At 69.5% G+C, this 25,769-nt stretch carries 23 protein-coding genes and 1 tRNA gene; 13 read left to right on the top strand and 11 right to left on the bottom strand.

Annotation, left to right across the window (positions count from 1 at the left end; genetic code table 11):
* Nucleotides 1–27 precede the first annotated feature (27 nt).
* Nucleotides 28–645, top strand: coding sequence for a YidC/Oxa1 family membrane protein insertase (locus PV646_RS36645; RefSeq protein ID WP_500346893.1), 618 nt, complete (start codon nt 28–30; stop codon nt 643–645).
* Here PV646_RS36645 and PV646_RS36640 read toward each other — a convergent pair.
* Nucleotides 627–2,150: a PucR family transcriptional regulator gene (locus PV646_RS36640; protein ID WP_500346892.1), complete on the bottom strand. Its 1,524-nt coding sequence runs from the start codon at nt 2,148–2,150 to the stop codon at nt 627–629. The two genes, PV646_RS36645 and PV646_RS36640, sit on opposite strands and share 19 nt — an antisense overlap.
* Nucleotides 2,151–2,260: 110 nt before the next feature.
* On the opposite strand from PV646_RS36640, the gene pruA reads away from it, so the two are divergent.
* Both pruA and PV646_RS36630 read left to right on the top strand, forming a co-directional pair.
* Nucleotides 2,261–3,886 carry an L-glutamate gamma-semialdehyde dehydrogenase gene (gene pruA, locus PV646_RS36635; RefSeq protein ID WP_500346891.1) on the top strand — a complete coding sequence of 542 codons (1,626 nt, stop codon included), beginning with the start codon at nt 2,261–2,263 and terminating at the stop codon, nt 3,884–3,886.
* Nucleotides 3,887–3,973: 87 nt separating this feature from the next.
* Nucleotides 3,974–4,897 (top strand): proline dehydrogenase family protein, encoded by a 924-nt coding sequence (locus tag PV646_RS36630; RefSeq protein WP_500346890.1) that lies wholly within the window; start codon nt 3,974–3,976, stop codon nt 4,895–4,897.
* Here PV646_RS36630 and PV646_RS36625 read toward each other — a convergent pair.
* On the bottom strand, nt 4,884–7,298 hold the full coding sequence (locus tag PV646_RS36625) for a hypothetical protein (RefSeq protein ID WP_500346889.1): 2,415 nt from the start codon (nt 7,296–7,298) through the stop codon (nt 4,884–4,886). The two genes, PV646_RS36630 and PV646_RS36625, sit on opposite strands and share 14 nt — an antisense overlap.
* Before the next feature lie 185 nt (nt 7,299–7,483).
* Between PV646_RS36625 and PV646_RS36620 the strand changes: the two genes are divergently transcribed.
* The 4 genes from PV646_RS36620 to PV646_RS36605 all read left to right on the top strand — a co-directional run bounded on the left by PV646_RS36620 (nt 7,484) and on the right by PV646_RS36605 (nt 11,515).
* Nucleotides 7,484–9,127, top strand: a complete 1,644-nt coding sequence (locus PV646_RS36620; protein ID WP_500346888.1) for a bifunctional 3'-5' exonuclease/DNA polymerase — start codon at nt 7,484–7,486, stop codon at nt 9,125–9,127.
* Nucleotides 9,128–9,239: 112 nt separating this feature from the next.
* The gene (locus PV646_RS36615; protein ID WP_500346887.1) at nt 9,240–10,619 is read left to right on the top strand and encodes a carbohydrate-binding protein; all 1,380 of its coding nucleotides are present in this window, start codon (nt 9,240–9,242) and stop codon (nt 10,617–10,619) included.
* 56 nt (nt 10,620–10,675) lie between these two features.
* Nucleotides 10,676–10,747, top strand: a tRNA-Val gene (locus PV646_RS36610).
* Nucleotides 10,748–10,813: 66 nt separating this feature from the next.
* Nucleotides 10,814–11,515 (top strand): helix-turn-helix domain-containing protein, encoded by a 702-nt coding sequence (locus PV646_RS36605; RefSeq protein ID WP_500346886.1) that lies wholly within the window; start codon nt 10,814–10,816, stop codon nt 11,513–11,515.
* Here the strand turns inward: PV646_RS36605 and PV646_RS36600 are convergent.
* On the bottom strand, nt 11,497–12,324 hold the full coding sequence (locus tag PV646_RS36600) for a hypothetical protein (protein WP_500346885.1): 828 nt from the start codon (nt 12,322–12,324) through the stop codon (nt 11,497–11,499). The genes PV646_RS36605 and PV646_RS36600 overlap by 19 nt on opposite strands.
* Nucleotides 12,325–12,471: 147 nt before the next feature.
* Between PV646_RS36600 and PV646_RS36595 the strand changes: the two genes are divergently transcribed.
* From PV646_RS36595 to PV646_RS36580, 4 genes are read left to right on the top strand one after another with little or no spacing between them, the layout of a single operon-like run.
* Nucleotides 12,472–12,897, top strand: a complete 426-nt coding sequence (locus PV646_RS36595) for a hypothetical protein (protein WP_500346884.1) — start codon at nt 12,472–12,474, stop codon at nt 12,895–12,897.
* A 16-nt stretch (nt 12,898–12,913) separates the two neighbouring features.
* On the top strand, nt 12,914–13,489 hold the full coding sequence (locus PV646_RS36590) for a DUF3558 domain-containing protein (RefSeq protein WP_500346883.1): 576 nt from the start codon (nt 12,914–12,916) through the stop codon (nt 13,487–13,489).
* Between the two features lie 4 nt (nt 13,490–13,493).
* Nucleotides 13,494–14,822 carry a PPE domain-containing protein gene (locus PV646_RS36585; protein ID WP_500346882.1) on the top strand — a complete coding sequence of 443 codons (1,329 nt, stop codon included), beginning with the start codon at nt 13,494–13,496 and terminating at the stop codon, nt 14,820–14,822.
* A gap of 9 nt (nt 14,823–14,831) precedes the next feature.
* A complete protein-coding gene (locus PV646_RS36580; protein WP_500346881.1) occupies nt 14,832–15,614 on the top strand; it encodes an ESX secretion-associated protein EspG in 783 nt (260 codons plus the stop codon).
* A gap of 6 nt (nt 15,615–15,620) precedes the next feature.
* Here the strand turns inward: PV646_RS36580 and PV646_RS36575 are convergent, their stop codons facing one another.
* From PV646_RS36575 to rox, 5 genes are read right to left on the bottom strand one after another with little or no spacing between them, the layout of a single operon-like run.
* The gene (locus tag PV646_RS36575; RefSeq protein ID WP_500346880.1) at nt 15,621–16,781 is read right to left on the bottom strand and encodes a lactate 2-monooxygenase; all 1,161 of its coding nucleotides are present in this window, start codon (nt 16,779–16,781) and stop codon (nt 15,621–15,623) included.
* Between the two features lie 34 nt (nt 16,782–16,815).
* On the bottom strand, nt 16,816–18,972 hold the full coding sequence (secD, locus tag PV646_RS36570; RefSeq protein WP_500346879.1) for a protein translocase subunit SecD: 2,157 nt from the start codon (nt 18,970–18,972) through the stop codon (nt 16,816–16,818).
* Nucleotides 18,973–19,013: 41 nt separating this feature from the next.
* Complete coding sequence (locus tag PV646_RS36565; protein ID WP_500346878.1) at nt 19,014–19,337, bottom strand: hypothetical protein; 324 nt, start codon at nt 19,335–19,337, stop codon at nt 19,014–19,016.
* Nucleotides 19,337–20,287 (bottom strand): tetratricopeptide repeat protein, encoded by a 951-nt coding sequence (locus PV646_RS36560; protein ID WP_500346877.1) that lies wholly within the window; start codon nt 20,285–20,287, stop codon nt 19,337–19,339. The genes PV646_RS36565 and PV646_RS36560 overlap by 1 nt, the downstream gene beginning before the upstream one ends.
* A 45-nt stretch (nt 20,288–20,332) precedes the next feature.
* Nucleotides 20,333–21,763 carry a rifampin monooxygenase gene (rox, locus tag PV646_RS36555; protein WP_500346876.1) on the bottom strand — a complete coding sequence of 477 codons (1,431 nt, stop codon included), beginning with the start codon at nt 21,761–21,763 and terminating at the stop codon, nt 20,333–20,335.
* Between the two features lie 149 nt (nt 21,764–21,912).
* Here rox and PV646_RS36550 point away from each other — a divergent pair, with 149 nt between their 5' ends.
* Nucleotides 21,913–23,061 carry an MFS transporter gene (locus tag PV646_RS36550; protein WP_500346875.1) on the top strand — a complete coding sequence of 383 codons (1,149 nt, stop codon included), beginning with the start codon at nt 21,913–21,915 and terminating at the stop codon, nt 23,059–23,061.
* Here PV646_RS36550 and PV646_RS36545 read toward each other — a convergent pair.
* Both PV646_RS36545 and PV646_RS36540 read right to left on the bottom strand, forming a co-directional pair.
* A complete protein-coding gene (locus PV646_RS36545) occupies nt 23,005–23,397 on the bottom strand; it encodes an NUDIX hydrolase (RefSeq protein ID WP_500346874.1) in 393 nt (130 codons plus the stop codon). The genes PV646_RS36550 and PV646_RS36545 overlap by 57 nt on opposite strands.
* A gap of 10 nt (nt 23,398–23,407) precedes the next feature.
* Nucleotides 23,408–23,989: an FMN-dependent NADH-azoreductase gene (locus tag PV646_RS36540; RefSeq protein ID WP_500346873.1), complete on the bottom strand. Its 582-nt coding sequence runs from the start codon at nt 23,987–23,989 to the stop codon at nt 23,408–23,410.
* Nucleotides 23,990–24,071: 82 nt separating this feature from the next.
* On the opposite strand from PV646_RS36540, the gene PV646_RS36535 reads away from it, so the two are divergent.
* Nucleotides 24,072–24,545: a MarR family winged helix-turn-helix transcriptional regulator gene (locus PV646_RS36535; protein WP_500346872.1), complete on the top strand. Its 474-nt coding sequence runs from the start codon at nt 24,072–24,074 to the stop codon at nt 24,543–24,545.
* Here the strand turns inward: PV646_RS36535 and PV646_RS36530 are convergent.
* Complete coding sequence (locus PV646_RS36530) at nt 24,542–25,729, bottom strand: NAD(P)/FAD-dependent oxidoreductase (RefSeq protein ID WP_500346871.1); 1,188 nt, start codon at nt 25,727–25,729, stop codon at nt 24,542–24,544. The two genes, PV646_RS36535 and PV646_RS36530, sit on opposite strands and share 4 nt — an antisense overlap.
* Nucleotides 25,730–25,769 lie beyond the last annotated feature (40 nt).

The raw sequence follows: 25,769 nt of genomic DNA, 5'->3' as shown, positions 1-25,769 counted from the left end.
TCCCCAACTCAAGACGGAGAACCTCCCTTGTTCGCTGACCTGGGCGCTGCCCTGGCGAGCTTCGGCATGCCCGCGCTCGCCATCGTTCTGTTCACGATCGTCGTGCGGCTCGCGCTGCACCCCTTCTACCGCGCGGCCGTGCGCGGGGAGAAGGCCAAGGCCAAGCTCGCGCCGGAGATCCAGAAGCTGCAGAAGAAGTACGGCAAGGACCTGATGCGGCTCTCCGAGGAGTCGCAGAAGGTCTACAAGAAGAACGGCGTCTCGATGTTCGCGGGCATGCTGCCGATGCTCGCGACCGTGCCGTTCTTCATGGTCATCTACCAGGTTGTCACGACGCCGAACCCGTTGCTGGAGGGCACTTTGTTCGGCACCTCGCTCGGCACGCACTTCACGTCCGGCTTCGCGTGGGTGTTCTTCGTGCTGTTCGGGCTGCTCGCCGTGGTGGCCTATCTGACCGTGAAGTGGCAGCAGTCGCGGATGACGACCACGCCCCAGCCGGGGTTCATGACCGGGCTGATCAAGGTGCTGCCGTTCGGCACGATCCTGGTGGCGGCCTATCTTCCACTGGCCGCCGGGTTGTACCTGCTCACGACCACGACGTGGACGATCGCGGAACGGGCGTTGCTCTACCGCATCCTGAGCTGAAGCTGCGCGACGAGCCGGACGAGCGGGTCGTCCAGGTCGAGGCCGTCACCACTCTCTTTGGCACGCTTGAGCCGGTACCTCAACGTGTTCGGGTGCACGTGCAGCTTGTCGGCTGCGGCGCGCACGTCGCCCAACGCGTCGAGGTAGGTCAGCAACGACTTCGCGAGTTCGGGGTCGAGCGCGTCGATTCGCGGGTCCCTGATGCGCGGGTTGTCCTGGAGCAGCGCCAGGATCTCGCTCACCAGCACCTGGGAGCGGACGTCGGCGAGCGTCGCCACCTCGGCGTCGAGGTCTCGGGCCATCGCGTCCAGCACGCGTTCGGCCTCCTGGCGGGAGATCTGCGCGTCGTCCAGTGTGGACACCGTCGAGCCGACGGCGGCCTGCACCGCCGTGTGCAGGTGACGGCGTGCGGTGGTGACGATCTCCCTGGTCAGGCTGAGGAGCTGGGCGTTCGGGGCGAGGTCCGGAAGCAGGACGTAGGTGCGGCCGCCGGACTCGCTGACCAGCGCGCTGCGCCGGTACGCCGCCGCGTGCACGGAGATCAGGCCGGTCATCTCGGCGCGGCGGAGTTCGTGTTCGCTGCGGTCACCCTCGGCACTGCGGACCGCGAACACCACGACGGCGGCAGGTTTCTTCGGGTCGGCGCCGATCTGGCCGGCGACGGTGGCCGCGTCCATGCGGCCGGTGAGCAACGCCGCCAGCAGGTTCTCGCGGAACCTCGACGTCGGTTGGTTGCGCTGCTGGATGAGGTGCGGGGCGGTGACGCGGGCGGCGCCGAGCAGGGCTCGTTCGGCCTGCTCGGTCAGCGGCTGGTCGCCCTCCTGCACCCAGATCGTGCCGAGCGGCTGGCGGCCCGCGTGGATGCCGACGGCGATGCGCCGGCGAATGCCCAGCTCGGGGCGTTCGTCGATGCGGACGACCTCCTCGCCCGAGCGCAGCAGGTTGTAGACGCCCCACTCGCGCAGCATCTTCAGGTACGGCTCGGGGCCCTGGCGGCCGAGGATCGAGAGCCGGCGCAGTTCGTCGACCTCGTCGGACGAGCGGGAGTACGCCAGCACGCGGCTCGCGGTGTCCTCGATGCTCACGATGCCGCCGGTCAGCGTGGCAATCGTTTGCGCGAGCGCGAACAGGTCGCCGAGGATCTCTCCGTCGTCAGTGGTCGTGGTGAGGACACCTTTGGCGAGGGACTCCAGGTGACCCCAGCGGACCTCGGGCCGGACTTCGAGGAGCGCGACGCCGGCGTCCGTGGCGGCCTGTGCGAGGGCTTGTGAACTTTCTTTGACGGCCACAGCCGCGGCTTTCGCTCGTCCGGCGGCCCTGATCAGCGGCAACGCGGCGCGGCCTCGTGCGCCGATCAGCAGCGCGAGGTCACCTGCGGCAACATCGGGTGGGTCGTCCGGATCCATGATCACGACGTCGCGCACCTCGACCTCCAGGCCGTGGGGGGCGACCTGCAGTTCGACGAGTGGATCACCGAGGGCGATCAGGATGTGCCGGAGACTCATGACTGTTCGATCGTACATCTGACCTGATGAATCTTGGCCTGTTGAACAACCGAGGCCAGGTCGCGCGGACTTACGGTTTGCGTACCGAACAAGCCCAGAAGGAGTTGCGAGTGGACGCGGTCACCCAGGTTCCCGCCCCGGTCAACGAGCCGGTCCTGCAGTACGCCCCCGGTACCCCGGAGCGTGCTGAACTGCAGGCCAAGCTGGCCGAGCTGCAGAAGGAGCCGCTCGAGCTGACGTTGACCATCGGTGGCGAGCAGCGCATGGGTGGCGGGGAGCGTTTCGACGTCGTCCAGCCGCACAACCACCGCTCCGTCCTCGGCACGCTGGCCGGCGCGACCCAGCAGGACACCGTCGACGCCCTGGCCGCGGCCCGCGAGGCCGCCCCGGCGTGGCGCGCGATGTCGTTCGACGACCGCGCGGCGATCATCCTGCGTGCCGCCGAGCTGCTCGCCGGCCCGTGGCGGCAGACGCTGAACGCGGCCACGATGCTCGGCCAGTCGAAGACCGCGATCCAGGCGGAGATCGACGCGGCGTGCGAGCTGATCGACTTCTGGCGCTTCAACGTGCAGTTCGCCCGCACCCTGATGGCCGAGCAGCCGATCTCCTCCCCCGGTGTGTGGAACCGCACGGACCACCGTCCGCTCGAGGGTTTCGTCTACGCGATCACGCCGTTCAACTTCACCGCCATCGCCGGCAACCTGCCGACCGCGCCCGCGCTGATGGGCAACGTCGTGCTGTGGAAGCCGTCGCCCACCCAGTCGTTCGCCGCGCACCTCACCATGCGGCTGCTGGAAGAGGCGGGCATGCCGCCCGGCGTCATCAACCTGCTGCCCGGTGACGGCCTCGCGGTGTCCGAGGTGGCGCTGAACTCCCCCGACCTCGCGGGCATCCACTTCACCGGCTCCACGCCGACGTTCCAGAAGCTGTGGGCGCAGGTCGGCGCGAACATCGCCAACTACCGCTCGTACCCGCGCATCGTCGGCGAGACCGGCGGCAAGGACTTCATCCTGGCGCACCCGTCGGCCGACCCGGACGTGCTGCGCGTGGCCATGATCCGCGGTGCTTTCGAGTACCAGGGCCAGAAGTGCTCCGCCGCGTCGCGCGCCTACGTGCCGCGCTCGGTGTGGAACAAGATCAAGGACCAGTTCCTGGCCGAGGTCGACGCCCTGACCTACGGCGACGTCACCGACTTCTCGAACTTCGGTGGCGCGGTGATCGACCGCCGCTCGTTCGACAAGCTGTCGGGCGTGCTGCAGGCCGCTCGCGCCGACTCCTCGCTGGAGATCGCCGCCGGTGGCACCGCGGACGACTCGGACGGCTTCTTCGTCCGGCCGACCGTGCTCGTCGGTTCCGACCCGGCGAACTCCGTGTTCACCACCGAGTTCTTCGGCCCGGTGCTCGCGGTCCACGTCTTCGAGGACGCCGACTACCTGACCGTGCTCAAGCAGATGGAGAGCGCGGCGCCCTACGGCCTGACCGGCTCGATCATCTCGCGTGACCGTGCCGCGGTGGCGCACGCGCAGGAGGAGCTGCGGTTCGCCGCCGGCAACTTCTACGTCAACGACAAGCCCACCGGTGCCGTCGTGGGCCAGCAGCCGTTCGGCGGCGGCCGCGCGTCCGGCACGAACGACAAGGCGGGGTCGGTCCACAACCTGCTCCGCTGGGTCAGCCCGCGCTCCATCAAGGAGACCTTCGCGGCGCCCACCAACCACCTCCACCCGCACCAGGGCTAGACCAGGCCCTCCTGAGTGAGGGGAACGTCGTTGAGCCACAAGCACTTCGACGTTCCTCTCACCTTTCACACCCTGAGGACGTGAACCATGTTGCGCTCCAGCCTTCTTTTCGCGGCCCGCAACGCGGGTGCCCGCAAGCTCGTCGAGTCGACGCCGCTGACCCGGCCCGTCGTCGAGCGGTTCATCGCCGGCGCCGACGTCGACTCGGCGATCCGCGCGACCGCCGAGGTGCTCGCCGACGGTCGTCTGGTGACCCTCGACCACCTCGGTGAGGACACCTTCGAGGAGTCGCAGGCCAACGCCACCGTCGAGGCGTACCTGACGTTGCTGGCGCGGCTGGAGTCGTTCGGGCTCACGAACGGCGCCGAGGTGTCGGTGAAGCTGTCGGCCGTCGGTCAGTCGCTGGCGATCGACGGCGAGAAGATCGCACTGGAGAACGCGCGGCGCATCTGCACGGCGGCGGCCGTCGTCGGCACGACCGTGACGCTCGACATGGAGGACCACACCACCACGGACTCCACGCTGAGCATCCTGCGTGAGCTGCGGATCGACTTCCCGTGGGTCGGCGCGGTGCTGCAGGCGTACCTGCACCGCACCGAGCAGGACTGCCGCGACCTGGCGTACGCCGGTTCGCGTGTGCGGCTGTGCAAGGGCGCGTACCAGGAGCCCGCTTCCGTTGCGTACCAGGACAAGCACGACGTCGACCTGTCGTACGTGCGCTGCCTGAAGGTGCTCATGGAGGGCGACGGCTACCCGATGGTGGCCTCGCACGACCCGCGCCTGATCGCGATCGCCGCCGACCTGGCGTCCGCCCGCTCCCAGGACTCCTACGAGTTCCAGATGCTGTACGGCATCCGGCCCGAGGAGCAGCGTCGCATCGCCGCCGAGGGCAACCGCATGCGCGTGTACCTGCCCTACGGCGACGAGTGGTACGGCTACTTCATGCGCCGCCTCGCGGAGCGTCCGGCCAACGTGGCGTTCTTCGCGCGCTCGCTGCTCACCAAGAGCTGAGGTCCTCGACCGTTTCGAGGGCGAACTGCAGTTTCACCGGCTCACCTGCCGCGCGGAGGACGTCGACCGCGCGGCGGGTGAGCCGAAGTGCTTTCTCCGTCTCGTACTTCGTCTCCGCGCAGAGCCGGCCGTAGATCGTCAGCGCGTCGGCGTAGGCGGCGTTCACGTCGAGCTCGAGTCCGGACATGTGCCACAGCACGATCGCGATGTGCGCGGTGCCGCGCGCGTCTTCCTTCCGTTCCGCGGCACGGAGTCTGCACACGTGCCGCTGGAGAGCGTCGAGGTAGACCGTGGGCGCCGTCTTCGGCCGCAGCGCCCGGCAGACCTCGACCGTGAACTCGGACATCCGCACCGCGCGGACGTGGTGGTCCGAATCGGACAGTGCGCGGGCCGTGTTCTGCAGTGGCGGCGCCAGTGTCGCGCCGAAGAACTCGACGAGCTGCGACGGCAGGCGGTGGCAGAGGTCGAGGCACTCGTCGGCCGAGTCCATCGCCTGACCGTCCTGGCCGTGCCGGAGTTGTTGGTCGACCAGGGTCGCCAGCGCGATCACCAGGCCGGCCTGGTTCCAGACGAGGTCCTCGGCGACCAGGTCCCGGTACACCTCGACGGCTTCCGCGGCCGCGTCGACGTCGCCCACGACCTTGGCGACGTTGAGCAGGGAGCCGCCCAGGCCCTTGCGGTCCCCTGTCTCGCGCCAGAGCATCACGGCCTCGCGCGCGGTGAGCGCGGCGTCGACGTCATCGGCCAGTTCCAGCAACGCCTGGCTGCGTCGCGTCAGCGCGTCCGCGAGTTCCTTGCCGAACGTCTCGGGGTGCGCGACGGCGAGGCGGCGGAACAGGTCCACGGCCTCCTCGAGCGCCTCGTTCGAGGCCTCGGCCCGGCCCAGGTCGAGGAACATGGTGCCCCCCGTGACGAGGTTGCGCGCCAGCTCCGGTTCGAAGCGCGGGTCCTCCTGCGCGACCACCCGCCAGTTCGCGATGGAGAGCTGCATCGAGTCGGCCGCGTGCAGCCGGTTGCCCTCCATCTGGAAGCGGCGGGCCATCACGGCGGCGACCCTGGCGAAGTCGGCGCGGAAGAGCGCCGGGTGGTTCTTCGCGAGCTCCTGGAAGAGCAGGGTGGCGCGGCTGATCGCGGTCATCGCGTCCTCGTCGCGGCCGAGCGCCTGGTAGCGGTAGCTGATCTGCTCCAGGGCCGAGGCGAGCTGCGGGATGGTCTCCGGGTCGGCCTCCGCGATCGTGCGCCAGAGGTCGATCGCCTCCTCGGAGACGGCGAGCACCTCGTCGTTGCGCTGGGCGTTGATGAGCCGCAGGCCCAGGTCTCCCAACGCGTCCGCGAGCAGCGGGCGGTTCTCCGGGTCCTGTCGTGCGAGCTCGCGGTAGCACTCGACCTCGGCCTGGGAGGCCTCGACGGACTCATGGCGCAGGCCGCACAACATCGTTCTGGCGCTGAGCATCCCGTACATCTCGGCGCGTTCGAGGACGTCGTCGGCGCGCTCGATCAGACGGCGGGTGAGGATCGACGGGATCGCGTCGGTGGCGAACCGCTCGTCGCGGAAGACCTCGCGGGCGATGGTCTCGACGGTGGTGAAGGATCCGATCTCCGCGGCGGCGCGGAGGCTGTCGCGGGCCATGTCGCGCACGACCGCCGGGGTGCCGGTGACGAGCTCGTCGAGCTTGGCGCGCAGCTGCGGCCAGCGTTGCGCGGCGCGGGCGAGCAGGTCCGGGTCCGGGGTCGCCGGGGTGGCGGCGGCCAGGTAGTCCTCCGCGATTCGACCGGTCTTGCGGCCGTTGTCGCGCTTGAGCAGCTGCCGGACGAGCTGGGTGCGGTTCACGTCGCACGGGTCGCCGTGCACGACGGTCAGCGCGGCCATGTGCAGGTCGAGGACCGTCTCCTGGGCGATGTTGGGCGGCGGCTCGTCCGGGGCCGTGACGTCGAGGTGCTTGGCGAAGTGCTGGCAGGCGAGCGTGAACGACTCCACCCGGTCCTCGAGCGTCGGCGCGAGCTCGACGGCCATGACCTCGTGGTCGAAGTCCGCGATGCGCTGGCGGGTCGAGGACCACCACCAGCCCGTGTTCCTCGACGCGAGCAGCACCCGCGTGCGCGCCGGCCCGTGCCGGAGCGTGTCCTGCAGCTGCAGGAAGACGTCCTGCCACCTCAGCCGGTCGGCGTCGTCGATGACGAGCAGCCTGCCGTGCGTCTCGGTGTCCCAGTGCTCCTCCTGGAAGCGCTGGAGCAGCCTGGTCTTGCCGGCGCCCGCCGGGGCGTGCAGCAACAGGGACGCCCTGGGCGCGGCGCTGTCGCGCCAGAGCGTGAGTGTGTGCAGCTCGGATTCTCTGCCGTGAAAGGGGACCACCTGATGGGTGGGATCCAGCAAAGCGGCGACGCTGAGTGCTCGGTCCACCAATTCATAGTCGACCGCAGGTCAGGCCAGGGGTAGCAAGACCACACCATCGTGGTCTTTTTCCGTTTTTCCTTCACTCATTTGTTGACTGGATTGGAGGAACTCCAACGGCTACCCATTCCCTGCAAACGTTTCCAGTTCAGCCTGGACTGAAACTGTCAGACCCCCTCGGCACAATCCGAGGTGTGCTGGTCGCTCTGGTTCTGGACGCGGACGGTGCGGGGCGGTGGCAGAAGCTGCACGACGACGGGACCCCGGCAGGTCCCGCGATGGAGGCTTCGTCGATCGCCTCGGCCGTCGCGTCGCTGGAGCGCGCCCATCGGCCGCGCTGGGTGTGGGCGGACACGTCCGAGGTCTACCCCGTGCTGCTGGCCGCCGGGGTGCGCGTCGACCGCTGCTGGGACCTGCACCTGACCGAGGCGTTGCTGCTCGGGGTCGAGGGCCGGCACCGCGAGCCGAAGGAGCTCCCGGGAGCGTTGGCGCGGGTGCTGCGGCTGCCCGCCCCGGCCGACGTCGGGCCGCCGAAGAAGGACGACGCGCTGACGTTGTTCGGGCCCGAGCCGGTGGTGCTGCCGGGCGACACGGACCCGCTGGCCGCGTTGTCGCTGGTTTTCCGGGCGCAGCAACGGAATCCGGCGCTCGGGCTGCTGATCGCGGCGGAGTCGGCGTCGGCACTCGTGGCGGCGGAGATGACGTTCCACGGGCTGCCGTGGCGGGAGGACGTGCACAACCGGTTGCTGCAGGAGGTGCTCGGGCCGCGTCCGGCACCCGGTCAGCGGCCGAAGCTGTTGCAGGCGCTGGCGGACGAGATCCAGGAGGCGTTCGGCGGCAAGGAGATCAACCCGGACGCGCCGGCCAGCATCGTGCGGGCGTTCGCGCGGGCGGGCATCGAGGTGCCGTCGGCGCGGCGGTGGGTGCTCAAGAAGGTCGATCACCCTGCTGTCGCACCGCTTCTGGACTACAAGGAGCGCGCCCGGTTGTGGGTGGCGCACGGCTGGACGTGGCTCGACGCGTGGGTTTCCGACGGGCGGTTCCGACCGGACTACGTCGTCGGGGGCGTGGTCACCGGACGCTGGGCGTCGCGCGGCGGGGCGGCGTTGCAGATCCCGCGGCTGATGCGGCAGGCCGTGATCGCGGACGACGGCTGGTGTCTCGTGGCGGCGGACGCCTCCCAGCTCGAACCGCGGATTCTCGCTGCGCTGTCAGGGGATTCGCGGTTGATCGAGGTGTGCGGGGACGAGGACCTGTACGCGGCGCTGGCGGAGGACTCGTTCAAGGGCGAGCGACCGCGCGCGAAGATCGCGATGCTGTCGGCGATGTACGGCGGCACCTCGGGCGAGGCGGGGCCGCTGCTGGCCGTGCTGCGCAAGCGGTTCCCGATCGCCGTCGGGTACGTGGAGGCCGCCGCGCAGGCCGGTGAGCAGGGACGGATGGTGCGCACCCGGCTGGGCCGCACCTCCCCCGAACCGTCCGCGGCCTGGCAGGAGCTGACCGGAGGCGCGGACGACTCGGGGGACGTGTCGCGGTCGTCGAGGCAGGCGGCTCGGAACTGGGGCCGGTTCACCAGGAACTTCGTGGTGCAGGGCAGCGCGGCGGACTGGACGGCGGCGTTGCTGGGCGTGCTGCGCACCAAGCTCCCCGCCGAGGCCCACCTGGTGTTCTTCCAGCACGACGAGGTGCTCGTGCACTGCCCGCTGGCCGACGCCGACGAGGTGATCGAGGCGATCGCCTCGGCGGGGCGCGAGGCGACGCGGCTGCTGTTCGGCGAGACATCGGTGCGCTTCCCGATGAAGGCGGTGCCCGTGACCTGCTACGCCGACGCGAAATAAGTCCAAACGAGACGGTTCGGTTTGTGCCGTTGGTCCGAACGGGCGCTTGTTCTTACACCGTGAGAGCGCTCTCATAAGTGGACTGCACCCGTGACAAGGAGGTCACTCGCGCATGAAGCAACGCCGCCGCGTACTCGCGGCCACGACAGCGCTAATTGCCGCGGTACCCCTGGCGATAGCCGCCATGTCCGCCAACGCTTCGATCCCACCCCCTGCATCGGGATGGACGCAGGTGTGGGGTGACGACTTCAACGGTTCGAACGGATCGCTGCCGTCGAGCGCCAACTGGATCATCGACACCGGCCACGGCTACCCCGGCGGACCTGCCAACTGGGGTACGGGCGAGATCCAGAACTACACGAACAGCACGAACAACCTGAAGCTCGACGGCAACGGCAACCTGCGCATCACCGCGCTGAAGGACGGCGGTGGCAACTGGACGTCGGCGCGCATCGAGACCCAGCGCTCGAACTTCAAGCCCGCGGCCGGCGGCAAGCTCGCCATCGAGGGCCGCATCCAGATGCCGAACGTCACGGGTGAAGCAGCCCTGGGCTACTGGCCCGCGTTCTGGACCCTCGGCGCGCCGTACCGCGGCAACTACTGGAACTGGCCGGGCATCGGCGAGTTCGACATCATGGAGAACGTCAACGGCATCAACTCCGTGTGGGGCGTCCTGCACTGCGACGTCGCTCCCGGCGGTGCCTGCGGCGAGTTCACCGGCATCGGCAACTCGCGGACGTGCCCCGGCGCGTCCTGCCAGTCCGCGTTCCACACGTACCGCTTCGAGTGGGACGACGCCGCGAAGACGTTCACGTGGTTCGTCGACGGCCAGTCGTTCCACCAGGTGACGCAGGCACGTGTAGGCGTCAACGTGTGGAACGCGATGACGTCGCACGCGGGCCACTTCATCCTGCTCAACCTCGCGATGGGCGGCGCGTTCCCGAACGCGCTCAACAACAACCAGCCGACCCCTGTCGCAGCCACGCAATCCGGGCACTCGATGGTCGTGGACTACGTGGCCGTCTACTCGGCTGGTGGCACCGTCCCGACCACCACCACTACGACCACGACGTCGAACCCCGGCGGTGGGGGTTCCGCGTACAACGAACTGCAGGCGGAGAACGCTTCCGAGCGCTCCGGCGGTTCCGTTGCGCCCGGTGATGGTGGCTCGGGCGTGCATCAGATCGCGAACGGCGGCTACCTGAAGTTCTCCGGCGTGAACTTCGGCACCGGACCCGCACGCCAGTTCAACGCCCGCGTCGCCTCCGGTGCGGGAGGCGGGGTGAGCGGACTGGTCGAAGTGCGGCTCGGGTCGCGCACGGCCACCCCGGTCGGGTCGTTCGCGGTGGGCAACACCGGTGGATGGGACGCGTGGAGAACCATCCCCGCGAACATCTCGAACATCACCGGTACGCACGACGTCTACGTCACCTTCACGAGCGGGCAGCCTGCGCCTTACGTGAGCGTGAACTGGGTGAAGTTCGGAACCTGACCCCTGGGTTAGCAGCCTTCGGGGCTCGTCCGCTAAGATGGCATCCGTACGACAACGGATGATTAGCTCAGCGGGAGAGCACTACCTTGACACGGTAGGGGTCACTGGTTCAATCCCAGTATCGTCCACTCCACTCGGAGCGAGTTGTGTTCGCGGAAAGCGCGAACCTGCTCGCTCCGTTGTGTTTTCTGGGGGTGCAACCCCCAGTCCCCGCCCGGCGGGCTTCGCCCCCGGACCCCCGGTACCGTCGGGCTGTGTACGCCGAACGTCCCGCTCCTCCGGGTCTGGCTTGCCTGTGGACGCGCACGGTGGCTTCACCGACCGTGCAGCGCGTGGTGCCGGACGGGTGCACGGACCTGATCTGGACGCCCGAGTCCGGTGCGCTGAACGTGGCCGGACCGGACACGGCCGCCCAGTTCGCTTCCGTCGCTCCCGGAACGCTGTACGGGGTGCGGTTGCCACCGGGGGCGTTCCCGTCGGTGTTCGGGGTGCCCGCGCATGCCGTGCGGGATCAGCGAGTGCCGCTGGCCGAGCTCGTTCCCTCGGCTCGGCTGGACTCGTTCTCTTCGATGGTGGAGTTCTGCGCTTCGCGGGTGGTCGTCGATCCGGCGCTGGCCGCCACCGCTTCGCTGCTGCGGTCCGGTGATGTCGGTGCCGTCGCGTGGGAGATCGGGTTGAGCTCGCGTCAGCTGCGGCGGCGGTGCCTGGACGCGTTCGGGTATCCGCCCAAGGTGCTGCAGCGGGTGCTGCGGTTCGACACGGCACTGCGGCTGGCTTGGGGTGGGCTGCCGTTCGCCTCGGTGGCTTTCGAGGCCGGTTACGCGGACCAGGCGCACCTGGCCCGCGAAGTGCGTGCGTTGGCCGGCGTGCCGCTGGGTCAGCTGATCCGGCCGTAGCGGCGCAGGGTCAGCAGGGCGTCGACCGTGGCGATGGAACGCCATTCGAAGTTCGTGATCGGCGTGAACGCCGGGAAACCGAAGTTCCAGCCGCCGTCCTCCTGCTGGCCCTGCTGGAGTGCGTCCAGGTCCTTGTTCAGTTCGTCCTCGGTGAACCAGGCGCGGGCGAGGCTGGTGGGCTTCTGCGCGTACGCGTGCGGGTCCAGCCCCTCACCTTCCGCATACCCCTCGGTGCTCAGCTTGAGGTTCTTGAGCCTCTCCGCGGCGAGTTCGGCACGGGTCCGGTCGGGCACCTCGTCCAGGAACATCGCCGCACCCCGCAGCTCGTACGGATGGGACTGGTCGAGCTGTTCGACATGGCGCCAGCAGTAGTCGGTCGCCCGGTCGAGCCACGGGCCGGACGCCCCGAGCGCGTGCAGCGCGGCGGCGATCTGGCTGGTCAGAAGGAGTCCGCCCTGGTCGTCGGCCTGCACCCACGGCGCCTTCGGGTGGTCCTTGGAGGTGGACAAACCGAACGGGACGCTGCCGTCGGGGCAGGTGGCGTTCAGCCAGGTCAGGATGCCTTCGGCGTGTTCCGGAGCACCGACCTCGGCGAACACCTGGAGCGCGCGCAGGGCGTGCAGCGGCTGGCTGGTGGGCCCGCGGTGGTCGGGTTCGAGCCCGTAGCCGTACCCGCCGTCGTCGTTGCGGTAGGCCAGCACCGCCCTGACCACCGCCTCGGCACTGCCGCCGTCGAACGCGTGCTCGAACCAGCGTTGTTCCAGCGTGCGGGCGTTGAGCCAGAGGAAGGTCCTCGCTTGTCCGATCATGGCTCGAACCTATGCCGGTGGCCGCGCGGGGTCTTGAACGAAACGGCCATGTGACCTGATCTGCTGATTCGTTCACCTCCACCGGGAACCGGTCCTATGCGAAAATCCTCTGAGTGGGGTGTGGAGTTCTGAGGGGAGCTGGCCAGGATGCTGATGTTCGACGCGCTCGTACCCGTGAAGACAGCCGGGTCCGTCGGTAAGGGTGTCGGTGCGGCACTCGGCGCGGCCGCTGGGGCAGCGGCGGGCGCGGGCGGTGGCGGAGTCACGAAGTTCAGCGTCGACCCTGACCAGGCTCAGAAGATGATCGACGGCCTCAAGCAGGCGCTCGAGCAGCTGCTGGTGCTGGAGGACAAGAGCGCCGAGATCCACTACCACGGTGCGCCCGGCCCCGATCCGTACAGCGGCTACGCGACGCTCGCGCAGCGCAAGACGGCCGGTGGCGAGCCGGGCGGTTATCTCTGGGCGAATCGGGAAGCGCGGAAAGCGCTCGAGCAGACGATCAAGAACATCGAGAAGGCTCTGGCCGAGTACCAGAAGACCGACGAGGCGGCGTCGTCCGCCATGAAGGGCTGACACGATCTTGAAGCGCATGACCGCCCTGCTGACCGCCGTGCTCGCCTTCGGTGCGCTGGCGGGCTGCACGAGCACTCAAACCGGCGGAAACCCCACTTCAGCGCCTACGACCGGGACAGAGCAGACGAGCAGCCAGCCCACCAGCGACGGGTCCGACTCAGGACTCAGCATCGCCAAGTACACGAGCGCACCCTGCAACATCCTCACAGCGGACCAGGCCAAGACGCTCGGTTCTGTGCGCGCGCCGGCTCCCGGCTCGGGGCTGCTCGGACCCAACTGCGTGTGGTCCGGCCAAGACGTCATCAAGAACTCGCGTTACACCGTGCACGTGACCGCAGACCAGGACTTCGAGAAGCAGGTCAACGAGGTGAAGAACGACGCGGTCTTCACCGACAAGAAGATCGCCGGCGCGCGGGTGATCTCGACTGACCGGCTCGACGGCCTGATCACCTGTCTGGTCTCCATTCAGGTGTCCAAGACGGACTCGGTCACCATCCAGGTCAACGTCGCCTCGGACGAGCAGGCGGCCAAGAAAGCATGTGTCGAGGGCGAGCGGGTGGCCCAGTTGATCATCGGCAACCTGAAGGGGTAGCGAGATGGCTGGGGATGAACCGAACATCGGCGGTTTCGCGATGCTTCCCTTCGCGGGCGGCGAGACCATCTACAAGTGGTTCGAGAACGGCAAGGGCCCGGGCCAGAGCACCACGCCCACCGCGCAGTCCTGGCGCAACCTCGCGACCGGGCACGGAGACGTGGCCCAGTTGATCGAGAAGGCCGTGCGCGATTCCGGTGCCGCCTGGGAGGGCTCAGCCGGCGACGCGGCGCGCGGTGGGACGTCGCCCCTGGCGACGTGGGCCACGGTGACCGGCGATTCCGCGTCTCAGGCAGGCGAAAGCGCGGATGCCGTCGGCAACGCGTACGTCAACGCCAAGAACGCGATGTCCATGCCGCCGACCGTTCCCGACAAGCCGTTCCTGAACGACTGGCGCCCGTGGGACACCGACTACGACAAGGCGCTAGAGAAGAACCAGGAGGTCAGCGAGCAGAACGTTCGCGCGTTCAACCAGTACGCGGACGCTGTCACCGCGAGCACCAACAACCAGCCCACGTTCATCTCGCCGACTGCCGACGACGCGAACGTCGAGCAGGGCCCGCCCGACGGCAAGTACCGGATCGACGAGGTCGGCCCCAACGGCAAGAACCCGCCGCCGATCGGCAGCAACCCCCCGCCTGGCAGCGGTGACCGCAGCGGTGGTGGGGACACCAACCTGTCCGGCTGGAAGCCTCCGGGCACCGGCGGTGGCGACGACACCGGCACGTCCGGCGTCAACGACCCCCGGTTCACCCCTCCGCCGACCGACACCGGCCGGCCGCGGCCCGACATCGGCGTGCCGATCTCACCGCCGGACGGCGTGTACAACCCGAACGACCCGCGTCGTCCCGGCGGGCCGCTCGACCCCAACAACCCGCGCAACCGTCCCGGCGGACCCAACGGGCCCAACGGGCCTGGTGGGCGTGGCATCGGCGGGCCTCCCGGTGGGCCCGGTGGTGGTGCCGGCGGCGGTCGTGGCGGCGGCGGTGGTGGCATCGGCGGGCCTCCTGGTGGACCCGGTGGTGGTGGTCTCGGTGGTGCCGCGGCGGCCAAGGGCATGGGTGGTCCCGGTGGCATGGGCGGCAACTTCGGTGGTGCTGCCGGTGTTGCCGGTAGCGGTGCCGGTGGTGGTTTCGGGCCCGCTGGTGCCGGTGCGGCGGGTGCCGCCGGTCGTGGTGGTGCGGCCGGCATGGGCGCCGGCGGTATGGGTGCCGGTGGCCAGCGTGGTGAAGGCGGGGACGACGCGGAGCACAAGTCCGCCTCGTACCTGCAGGAGACCGAAGACATCTTCGGCGACGGAACGATGGTCGCTCCGCCGGTCATCGGCGGATAAGGGGGAAACGTGCTGCGGAGCAGGGTCGCAATCCCTGTCACGGCGCTGTATCAGGCCTGGCAGACCGCGGGCCTGCCGACGCTGCACCGTGCGTTGCTCGCTCAGGTCGACTTCGACGAGGGACTCCTCGAGTCGGGTGACGTGAGCGAGCTCGAACGGTTGCAGAGGTCGGCGTGGGCGCAGCTCGAGCAGTACGGGCTCGCGCGCGGCGGGCAGATCCACCCGGATCTGACGAACGCGCTGCGGCTCGTGGTCGAGGCGGGCGTGGAGTACTACGCGTTCTTCAGCCTGAAGGACGGCCCGCAGCAGAGCGTGCTGGTCGTGTCGAACGGTCAGGACGCGCTGCGGATCCAGCTCACGCCGGACCAGCAGTTCGTGCTCGAACCGGTGCGGCCGGAGGAGGCACCGCAGGCGTTGGTCGGCGCGCTGCCGCCCACACCGGCGGGCAAGGGCAGCCCGATCACGCTGCCCGAGGAAGCCCTGCAGCAGAAGCGGCAGCAGCCGTCCTACGAGGACACCGGCTCGTTCCTGCAGCAGAGCAGGCCGACGAGCACGCCGAACGACCAGCTCGTCGCGCAGCTCAACGAGATCATGTCGCAGCCGCGCACCGGCGGCGGTCAGGTCTTCTCGGCCAAGCGCGACCACCTGGGCCGCAAACAGCGCTGCGCCAACCCGCTGACGTACATCGACACGCCGAGCGGGCGGTACCTCGCGGCCAAGAGCGACGGCTGGCTGCGGGTGCAGCCGGCCGACTTCGGCACGCTGGCGCACATGACCGCCACCATGCCGTAAGACCTGTCAGGAGAACCGCAGCGCGTCCGGCCCCAGGTCGGCCGGGCTGCGGTGCCCCGACAGCCCGAGCGTCAGGTCGAAGTCCGCGAGCAGGCTGCGCAGCACGTGCCGCACGCCGACCTGACCACCGTGCGCCAGCCCGTACGCGAACGGCCGCCCGACCATCACGGCCTTGGCTCCCAGCGCCAGCGCCTTCACGACGTCGGCACCGGTGCGGATCCCGGAGTCGAACAGCACGTCGACCTGCTCCCCCACCGCCTCGACGATCGACGGCAGCGCGTCCAGCGACCCGATCGCACCGTCGACCTGACGACCGCCGTGGTTCGAGACGACGACACCGTCCATTCCGTACTCGACGGCCTTGCGCGCGTCGTCGGCGTGCTGGATTCCTTTGAGGACGATCGGCCCGTCCCAGTGCTCGCGCAGGAACGACAACTGGTCCCACGACTTGTCGGTACCGGTGAACAGCTGCACCCACCGCAGGATCGCCATCGGCAGGTCCTCCTCGGGCGACTTCTGCAGACCGGCGCGGAAAGCCGGGTCGCTGAACGGGATCGCCGTGCCGACAGCACGCAGGAACGGCAGGTAGGCCTGGTCCAGGTCGTGCGGCCGCCACGCCAACGTCCACGTGTCCAAGGTGACGACCAGCGCCGTGTACCCAGCCTTGCGCGCCCGGTCCAGCAGCGACGCGCACACGTCGGGGTCGTTCGGCCAGTAGAGCTGGTACCAGCGCGGCCCGTCACCGGAAGCTTCCGCGACCTCCTCGATGGTGTGCGAGGAGGCGGTCGACAGCACCATCGGGATGCCGAGTTCAGCGGCGGCACGCGCGGTCGCCAGCTCGCCGTCCGGATGCAGGATCGACTGCACGCCAACGGGTGCGAGCATGACGGGCGCGGGCAGCTCGGTGCCGAGAACGGTGACACCGAGGTGCCGTTCGGTCGAGTTCGTCAGCATCCGGGGCACGATCCGGACGCGGTCGAACGCCTCGCGGTTGGTCCGCACGGTGGCACCCGACCCCGCACCTCCTGCCACGTACCAGAACGGACCCGGTCCCAGCCGGTCGCGCGCGGACTGCTCCAGCGCGTCCGGGTCGGTGGTGAACGGCGGAACCGCACCGCCGAGCCCCTGCAGGTAGATCTCGTTCTGGTACGAGGCGAAGGAGGTCATGGCGCCTACTTTGCTACGAAACCAACAGCACGCACTAGACCCGCGCGGCAGCAGAGCGCGTCTTCTTCGCGACCACCTGCCTGGGCCAGCGCGACTCGAGCCAGATCGCCACGGGCGCGGCGGTGACCACTGTGGACACGGTGCCGGCCACCAGACCGATCAGCAGTGCCACGGCGAAGTTCGCCAGTGAGCCGTCGCCGAGCACGAGCAACGCCGACAGCACGAAGAGCACGCCGATACCGGTGTTCACGGTGCGTGGCACGGTCTGGACGACCGCGTCCGACACCACGTCCGGGTACAGCGCCTTCAACCGGGAGCCGCGCAGTTCGCGCAGGCGGTCGAAGACGACGACCGAGTCGTTGACCGAGTAGCCGATCACGGTCAGCAGGGCGGCGAGGAACACTCCGTCGGCCGTCTTGCCCATCCACGCGAAGATGCCGACCAGCACCAGCACGTCGCTGAGCAGCGCGGCGACCGTGGCGAGGCCGAGTCGCCAGTCGAAGCGCACGGCCAGGTAGCCGAGCTGCGCGAGGACGGCGATGGCGAGGCCGATCACGGCGTTGCGGCGCAGTTCGGACGAGAGCGACGGGCCGATCAGCTCGTTGCTGGACTGGCGGGCGCCTCCGTCGACGGCCGAGGAGACGATCTGTCCCAGCCGCGACGAGGTGGCCTCGTCGATCGGACTGGTGCGCAGCGAGACCTCGTTGCCCGAGGACGAGACGACGACCTCGGAGAACCCCGCGTCGGCCAGGGCGGTGCGCACACGACCCGCGTCGATCGGGCCGCCCGCGGTGAAGTCGAGCATGCGGCCGCCGGTGAACTCGACGCCCAGGTTCAGGCCCCGCGCGAAGAGGCCCGCGACCGCCACGAGCACCACGGCACCCGCGCTGATCAGCCACAACGACGGGCGGCGGTAGAGCAGGACGGACAGCCGCTGGCGGACGAAGCCCAGCGTGTGCAGGCCGCTCAACCGAGGACGACGAGCCACGAACTTCAGGCCCATGGCCCACACCACCAGCACGCGTGAGAGCACCAGAGCGCTGAACATCGACGCCAGCACACCGATGGTCAGGGTGACACCGAAGCCTCGTACCGGGCCCGTGGCCAGCCAGAACAACAGCCCGGCGGCCAGAAGGGTCGTCACGTTCGAGTCGGCGATCGCACTCAACGCGCCGCGGAAGCCGCTCTCGGAGGCACGCCGGAGATTCGGTTTTCGGGCGTACTCCTCACGGGCTCGCTCGAAGATCAGGACGTTCGCGTCGACCGCCATGCCGATCGCCAGCACGAAGCCGGCCAGGCCCGGCAAGGTCAGCGTCGCCCCCACCGCCAGCAGACCGGCGTAGGCGACACCCGCGTAGCCGACCAGCGCGACGACGGCCAGGAATCCGGCCAGGCGGTAGGCGAACATGAGGAACAACGAGGTCAGGGCGATGCCGATGATCGCGGCCTTGGCGCTGGCCTCGATGGCCTCCGCGCCCAGGGTGGCGCCGACGGTCCGCTGTTCGATCACCTCGACCGGCACGGGCAGCGCGCCGGAACGGATGACGAGGGCGAGTTCCTTGGCCTCGGGCTGGGAGAAACGGCCGGTGATCGTGGTCGCGCCACCTGCCTGACCCGCACCGCAGGGAGTGTCGAGGCTGACCTCGGGCGACGAGATGGGCTTGCCGTCCAGCACGAACGCGATCTGCCGGCCGGGGGTGCCGGACGGCTCGCAGGCCGCCTCACCGGTGACCTTCTGCCAGGTCTTGGAGCCCTCGCCCTGGAACTGGATGTTGACCACGAAACCCGCGCCCTGCGAGTTGCGCGTGGACTGGGCGTCGGAGATGCCCTCGCCGGTCATGACGGTCTGACCGTTGCGCTGCACCGTGAGCTGCGCGGTCTGGCCGAGGACCTTCACGGCCTCGGCCGGGTCCTGGACGCCGGGCAGTTCGACGACGATCCGGTTCTCGCCGGAGCGGGCGATCACCGGTTCGGCCACGCCCAACGCGTCGACGCGGCGCCTGAGCACCTCCAGGGAACGGTCGGCGGCGTCGGAGTCGCCCTTGGCCTCGAGGACGATCTGGGTTCCGCCACGCAGGTCGAGGCCGAGGCGGGGATCTGTGGTGAGCAGCAGGAATGCGGATGCGACGAGGACCCCGAGCGCTAGGAGAGCACGCAGGAGGAGACCCCGTCGCGCGGTGTCGCGCGACATGGGTGAGAAGACCTTCCGGAGTGGGTTGCTGGAAAAGGGATTCAGCGACCGGAAGGCGGGGAACGTGCGGGCTGCGGGGTCCAGCGGATGCCCTCGGGCGTGCGGTGCACGCGCCGTGCGAAGGAGACGATGAACCGCAACGGCATCGCGGGCTTCGCGACCGGCGGCACGTCGGAGGCCACCTGGGCCTGCGGGACCTGGGCGGCGTTGGGGTTGTGCGGCTTCGGCGCGGTGACCGGCAGGTTCGCGAAGTCGTGGCCGTGCCGGACGACGGATCCGGCGGTGACGGGCTCGGCGGGCGCGGCGACGATGAACAGCTGCCCGAGGAACAGCAGGAACGCGAGCGCGACCGCGTTGCGACGCATCACCGCTTCCTGCCTCCACCGACGTAGACGAGCGCTCCCCCCACGACAGCGCACAACCAGGAAAGCACAAGTGGCTGCATCGTCGTAGCCCCGAAGAACAAAGCGACGGTCCAGCCGACGAGGACAACGGCCGAAACAGCGAGCAGCGTCACCGTCACGGCGAGCTTGCGCAGGCTGAAGAGCAGCTTGAACGGACGCAGCCGCAACGCCACGACCAGGCAGCACAGCACCAGCGCACCGGTGAAGAACCCCAGGTAGGGCGTCGGCCGGGGCATGCCGGCGATCAACGCCAGTAAACCGCCGCCGATCAGCAGCAACGAGAGCATGCGCAGCGCACGCCACACCTGCACCTTGTTCAACTGCAGCTGAACGGGCTTCGTCGAACGCCGCCGTTGCACGGTCGCGAGGTTGGCCTTCGAGTCCGCGTCGGACGGATCGAGCTTGATCGCCGACCGGTACGCGTGCTCGGCGGTGCCCCAGTCACGCATCCGCAGGGCCGCGTCACCCAGCACCTGGAACGCCCGCGCCTCGGTCGGCGCGAGCTGCGAGGCGTGCAGGGCCGAGTCGAACGCCTCGACGGCGCCGTCGGGAGCGTCGGCCAGGACCTCGGCGAGCACGACGTAACAACGCCAGTCGCCGGGCTTGCGCCGCACGGACTCCCGCGCCGCGACCGCCGCCTCCTGGTGCCGGCCGAGGTCGCTCAACGCCAGCGCCGCCAGCCGCTGAGGCCACGCGGGCTCGCCGTCGAGCACCATCGCGCGCTTGGCGGAGTCGAGTGCCTGGTCCGCCTCGCCGAGGTCGAGGTGGGCGGCGGCGAGCCGGCACCACGCCTCGGCGTGCCGAGGGTTCGCCGCCACGAGGGGCCGCAACAGGTCGATGGCCTGCCGCGGCTTCCCCGAGGCGGTGAGGTCGGCGGCACGCAGGAGCACCGCTGTCATCGGCTCGGACACGCCGCACAGTGTGACAAAGCGCCTCCGGCCCCCGAACGGGTGACCTCAGTCGGAGGCTTCTCCGAACCAGCGAGCGAGCTCCCGGTCCAGCCCCTCCTGGTCCTCGCCGGCCCACGCCACGTGCCCGTCGGGCCGGATCAGCACGGCGGGCGCGTCCAGGTCCTCGCTGACGTCGACGACGTGGTCGACCCGGTCCGTCCAGCCGCCGGCGGACAACGCTCCGGCCTGGTCGAGCAGGATGCCGCGACCGGCGTGCATCTGCGCGTACAGCCCGCCGCGCTTCAGCACGAGGTCCCCGATCCGGCGCCCGACCAGGTCGTTCTCCGACCCGAGGTCGTACCGGACCGAGACCGCGATGATCTTCTCGATCAGGTACCGGTTGACCTCCTCGAACTGCACGAGCTCGGTGAACAGCCGTCGCACCGACTGCGGACCGGGCTCGACCTTCATCAGCTCGATCTGCGCGCGGGTGTTGTTCAGCACCTCCTCGGCCACCGGATGCCGTTCGGCCTCGTAGGTGTCCAGCAACGCAGAGGGAGCCCGGCCGTGCACGACCGCCGCGAGCTTCCAGCCCAGGTTGAACGCGTCCTGCACGCCCAGGTTGAGGCCCTGCCCACCGGTCGGCGGGTGGACGTGCGCCGCGTCGCCCGCGAGGAACACGCGCCCGGACCGGTAGCGCTCGGCCTGCCGGGTGGCGTCGCCGAACCGGGACAGCCAGCGCGGCGAGTGCACGCCGAAGTCGGTCCCGGCGACCTTGACCAGCTGTTCCTTGAAGTCGTCGAGCGTCGGCACGACGGCGCGGTCCTCGTTCACCCCCTCCGCGGGCACGATGACGCGGTACGTCGCGGTGCCTCCGATCGGGCCGATGCCGAACCGCTTCTGCGTCTTGCGGACCTCCAGCATCAACGGCATCGCCTCCTCCCACGGAACGCCGATCTCCATCTCGCCGAGCAGCGTCTCCACCCGCGACGGTTCGCCGGGGAAGTCGATGCCGGCCAGTTTGCGCACGGTGCTGCGCCCGCCGTCGCACCCGACCAGGTACCGGGCCCGCAAGGACGTGCCGTCCGCCAGGTCGACGGTCACACCGTCCTCGTCCTGTGCGAATGCCGTCAGCGTGCTGCCGCGCCGGATCTCGGCGCCGGCCTCCAGAGCGTGCTCGGTGAGCAGACGATCGATGTTCGGCTGCGGAAGACCGAGCACCACCGGGTACTTCGTGCCGAGCTTCTCGGGCGCGGGCTTGTCGATGCCCGCGAAGAACCCGGCGAGCGGATGGGTCGTGCCCGCCTCCAGGAACCGGTCGGCGATGCCGCGCTGGTCCAGGATCTCGATGCTGCGCGCGTGCATGCCGAGCGCCCGGACGACCTTGGTCGGCTCGGCGTCCCGCTCCAGCACCACCACGCTCACGCCGTGCAGCCGCAACTCGCCAGCCAGCATCATGCCGGTCGGTCCACCGCCGGCGATGATGACGTCGATCATGGAGTCTTCCCCATTTCCCCAGGTAGATGACGTTGGCTGGGAAATGATGAGGTACACCCGGGGTCTTGTGGCAAGACCCCGGGTGCGCTATACGTTGAAGTGGGAGGAGAGCAGCGCTCTCCTCTTTCGTCGTTTCTGGGGGTCACGACGTGGTGCGCTGGTACTTCGCCGGTCTCGTGCTGTCGTTCTTCGGGACGAGCGCGATGATGCTGGTCGCGGGGATCTGGGTGAAGTCGCTCACGGGCAGCGACGCGCTCGCGACCCTCGCCCTGCTCTGCGTCTACGCGCCGGGCGTGCTGTCGCCGTGGATCGGCCGGTTCGCCGACTCGTACCGCCGCAAGCCGTTGCTGATCTGCACGGACCTGGCGATCGTGCCCGCGCTGGCCGTGCTGCTGCTGACCGACGAGATCTGGGTGATCTTCGCGGTCCTGCTGCTCTACGGCACGAAGGCGGTGCTCGTCAGCGCGGCCGAACCGGCGTTGCTGGTGGCGATGCTCCCGCCCGACCGGCTGGCCAGGGTCAACGGCCTGCGCATGTCGCTGCAGGAGGGCATGAAGCTCGTGGCGCCGTTGGCGGGCGCTGCGCTGTTCGCGGCACACGGGGCGTGGCCGGTGGTGACGATCGACGCGCTGTCGTTCCTGCTCGCGGCGGGTGCCACCGCGATGATCAGGGTCGACGAACCGGCGCCGGCTCCGCGCGAGTTCGCGAGCCTGCCGCACCTGAAGGCGTTGAGGTGGCCGATCGTCGGCACGGCGGTGGCGTTGTTCGCGTCCTCGCTGAACACCGCGGCGGCGTTTCCGCTGGTGGAGAACGGTCTGCGCTACGGGCCCGAGTTCCTGGGCGTCCTCGCCGCGGCGCAGGGCGCGGGATCGGTGCTCGCGGGCCTGCTGGGCAGGCGCGCGAACGTGACGGTGGGGTTGGTGCTGATGGCCGTCGCCGCGGCAGCACGCATGTCGGCGTGGTTGCCCGCAGTGCTGGTGTCGGGGTTCGTGAACGGTGTGGGGCTCGCCTGGACCGTGATCGCCGTGTCGACCCTGGTCCAGCAATGCACGCCGGCGGCGGTGCTCGGCCGGGTCAGCGCCACGGCGATGAGCGTCGTGTTCGGTGCCGTGCCGATCGGGCTGGCCACCGGTGCCGCTCTCGTGGCGAACGTGAGCTTCGAGGTGATCTACCTGGCGATCGCCGTGCTCACGGCGGGGACGGCGCTGTGGACGGGCGTTCGCGGCCGCGGTCCGCGAACGTCAGGACAGCACTCCCAGACCGTGCAGGTGGGCGAAGATGATCCGGTCGACCGGTGAGATCCGGTCCGCGTCCGCGGTGGTCAGCCAGGCGAGTTCCTCGATCTCGGCCGACGCCACCGGTTCCCCGTCGAACGACGCGGTGTAGCAGGTCATCCGCACGGTCACCCCCGACGTGTGGCCGTGCGCCTGCGCTTCGAACGTCCCCAGGTGCTTCGCCGACGCCCCGTCGATCTCGACGGACAGCTCCTCGCGGATCTCGCGCACGAGCGTCTCGACGTCGGACTCCCCCGGCTCGCGCTTGCCGCCGGGCAGGTAGTACGTGTCCTTGCCCCTCGACCGGGTGCCGAGCACCTGGCCGTCGTTCAGATAGATCCAAGCCACCTTGTCGATCACGGGGCCGACATTAGGCGCTGGCGAGCTCCTTGACCACGCGGTGCGCGTCGGCGAGCGACTCGACGGCGAGCTCGCGGAACTGGTGCATCTGCGGCACCACGTCCGCCAGCGTCAGCTCGGCGTGCACGAACTCCAGGTTCTGGTCGAGGCCGACCATCGACAGCACCGCGCGCAGGTACGGCTCCTGGAAGTCGAAACCCTCGCGAGGCGTGCCCGGCTTGTACGAGCCCCCACGGGCCGTCACGACGACAACGCGCTTGCCGCCCCACGCGAACGTGCCGTCCTCACGGGCGAAGTTGGCGGATGTCGCCACCTGGTCGATCCAGGCCTTGAGGGTCGACGGGATCGAGAAGTTGTACATCGGGGCACCGATGAGGATCACGTCCGCCGCGTCGACCTCGGCGATCAGACCTGCGGCGATGCCCTGGTCGGTGCCGTCCTTGTGCGGGATCGGCGACGCGTGCAGGTCGCGGTAGGTGTAGCCGGAGCCGGGGTTCGCGGCGCGCCAGCTCTCCGCGAACGAACCCGAGACCTCGCGGGTCACGGAGCCCTCGTACCGAATGCTCGTGTCGATGTGAAGCAGATTGGTCATACTCGGAACATACGAGTGAAGAACTTCCGAGTCAAGATGTTCTTACTCAAGAACATCTCCTCCGGGATGTAGGATGGAACACATGGAGGAGCAGTCAGAACTCGTCGAAGCCTGCTTGGAGAAGTGGGACTTCAACTGGCTGCTGCACCGCGCCACCCAGCGCGTCGGCGGCGCGTTCGCCGACGAGATCGCGAAGTTCGGGATCTCACTGCGCGGCCAGCTGGTGCTGCAGGCGCTCGCCAACGAGGAGCTCCAGCGCACCCAGCTCAAGCTCGGCGCGATGCTCGGCCTCGACAAGACCACGCTGACGAGCGAGCTCGACAAGCTCGAACGGGCCGGCCTGGTCCAGCGCGTCCCCGACCCGAACGACCGGCGGGTGCGCACACCGGTGATCACCGACCAGGGCCGGGAGCTGCAGAAGGAGGCGGGCGAGGCGCTCGCCGAGGTGGAGCGCGGCTTCCACTCCCGCTTCTCCCACGAGGAGATGGTGATCATCCGCAAGGCCCTGCAGGACCTCTCCCGCGGAGAAGGTCCCATGCAGGGCTCCTGCATCTAGACCAAAGCGCCCAGGTCCGCCTCACGAAGCTGCTCCGGCGTCACCGTCGCCTGCGCGTCCACCAGCGCCTTCAACGCCGTGCCGTGGTCCCAGACGTTAACGTTCATCGCCGCCCGCAGCCGCCCGTCACGCAGCCAGAACGCGATGAACTCCCGTGCCGCCACGTCACCGCGCACGACGAGTTCGTCGTCCGGGCCGGCGAGCCCGCGGTACTCCATGCCCAGGTCGTACTGGTCGGTGAAGAAGTACGGCGACTTCGCGTAGGGCTCGTCCAGCCCGAGCAACGATCCCGCGACGTGCGTGCCCTGGTCCTTCGCGTTCGCCCAGTGCTCGACGCGGATCCGGTCGCCGTAGCGGGGGTGGTCCTGCGCCGCGATGTCGCCGGCCGCGAAGACGTCGGGCGCGGACGTGCGCAGCAGCGCGTCGACCGCGACGCCGCCGGAGGCCAGCTCCAGCCCGGCGGCCTCGGCCAGTTCGAGCCGTGGTGTCGCCCCCACGGCGAGCACCGTCACGTCCGGATGCAGTTCGGTGCCGTCGTCCAGCCGCAGGCCGGACGGTGAGAAGTTCGCGACCCCCGTACCCAGCTTGAACTCCACGCCATGCTCCTCGTGCAGGCCGCGGAACATCGCGCCCATCTCGGCACCGAGCACGCGCACGAGCGGTTCGTTCAGTGGATCGACCACCGTGACGCGGCAGCCGTGGGTGCGGGCGGCGGACGCCACCTCGCAGCCGATCCAGCCCGCGCCGACGATCACGACGTGCCGGCCCTCGCGCAGAGCCGACTTCAACGCCAGCGAGTCGTCCAGCGTCCGCAGCACATGTCCTTGCGCTCCAGGCAGAACGCGGGGGCGGGAGCCGGTCGCGAGCAAGAGCCGATCGTAGGAACGCACTGCTCCGTCCGAGTCGGCGATCGCGTGATCACCGGGTCGCAGGTCCAGGACGGACACCCCGAGCCGGAGGTCGATCTCGTTGTCGGAGTAGAAGCTCGGCTCGTGCACCCAGGCCGGTTCGGCGGCCTTGCCGAGCAGCACGTCCTTGGACAGCGCGGGAAGTTCGTACGGGCGGTGGCGTTCGGTGCCGAACATGGTGATCTTGCCGTCGTAGCCGCGGTCGCGGAGAGCGCTCGCCGCGGAGGCACCGGCAAGACCCGTGCCGACGATCACGATGCGTTGCGGTTCCGCCATTTTCACCCCTCCAGGTGATCTATTCTCATCCCACGTGCGA

The sequence above is a fragment of the Streptomyces sp. ID05-26A genome, assembly GCF_033794685.1.
Classification (GTDB): domain Bacteria; phylum Actinomycetota; class Actinomycetes; order Mycobacteriales; family Pseudonocardiaceae; genus Lentzea.
This window is presented reverse-complemented; position numbering and strand designations above follow the sequence as displayed.

What these genes read in the sequence shown, in the direction of transcription:
- PV646_RS36640 (WP_500346892.1), bottom strand. Translation starts at nt 2,150, where the DNA reads ATGAGTCTCCGGCACATCCTGATCGCCCTCGGTGATCCACTCGTCGAA.
- PV646_RS36630 (WP_500346890.1), top strand. Translation starts at nt 3,974, where the DNA reads ATGTTGCGCTCCAGCCTTCTTTTCGCGGCCCGCAACGCGGGTGCCCGC.
- PV646_RS36615 (WP_500346887.1), top strand. Translation starts at nt 9,240, where the DNA reads ATGAAGCAACGCCGCCGCGTACTCGCGGCCACGACAGCGCTAATTGCC.
- PV646_RS36600 (WP_500346885.1), bottom strand. Translation starts at nt 12,324, where the DNA reads ATGATCGGACAAGCGAGGACCTTCCTCTGGCTCAACGCCCGCACGCTG.
- PV646_RS36595 (WP_500346884.1), top strand. Translation starts at nt 12,472, where the DNA reads ATGCTGATGTTCGACGCGCTCGTACCCGTGAAGACAGCCGGGTCCGTC.
- PV646_RS36590 (WP_500346883.1), top strand. Translation starts at nt 12,914, where the DNA reads ATGACCGCCCTGCTGACCGCCGTGCTCGCCTTCGGTGCGCTGGCGGGC.
- PV646_RS36585 (WP_500346882.1), top strand. Translation starts at nt 13,494, where the DNA reads ATGGCTGGGGATGAACCGAACATCGGCGGTTTCGCGATGCTTCCCTTC.
- PV646_RS36575 (WP_500346880.1), bottom strand. Translation starts at nt 16,781, where the DNA reads ATGACCTCCTTCGCCTCGTACCAGAACGAGATCTACCTGCAGGGGCTC.
- secD (WP_500346879.1), bottom strand. Translation starts at nt 18,972, where the DNA reads ATGTCGCGCGACACCGCGCGACGGGGTCTCCTCCTGCGTGCTCTCCTA.
- PV646_RS36565 (WP_500346878.1), bottom strand. Translation starts at nt 19,337, where the DNA reads ATGCGTCGCAACGCGGTCGCGCTCGCGTTCCTGCTGTTCCTCGGGCAG.
- rox (WP_500346876.1), bottom strand. Translation starts at nt 21,763, where the DNA reads ATGATCGACGTCATCATCGCCGGCGGTGGACCGACCGGCATGATGCTG.
- PV646_RS36540 (WP_500346873.1), bottom strand. Translation starts at nt 23,989, where the DNA reads ATGACCAATCTGCTTCACATCGACACGAGCATTCGGTACGAGGGCTCC.
- PV646_RS36535 (WP_500346872.1), top strand. Translation starts at nt 24,072, where the DNA reads ATGGAGGAGCAGTCAGAACTCGTCGAAGCCTGCTTGGAGAAGTGGGAC.
- PV646_RS36530 (WP_500346871.1), bottom strand. Translation starts at nt 25,729, where the DNA reads ATGGCGGAACCGCAACGCATCGTGATCGTCGGCACGGGTCTTGCCGGT.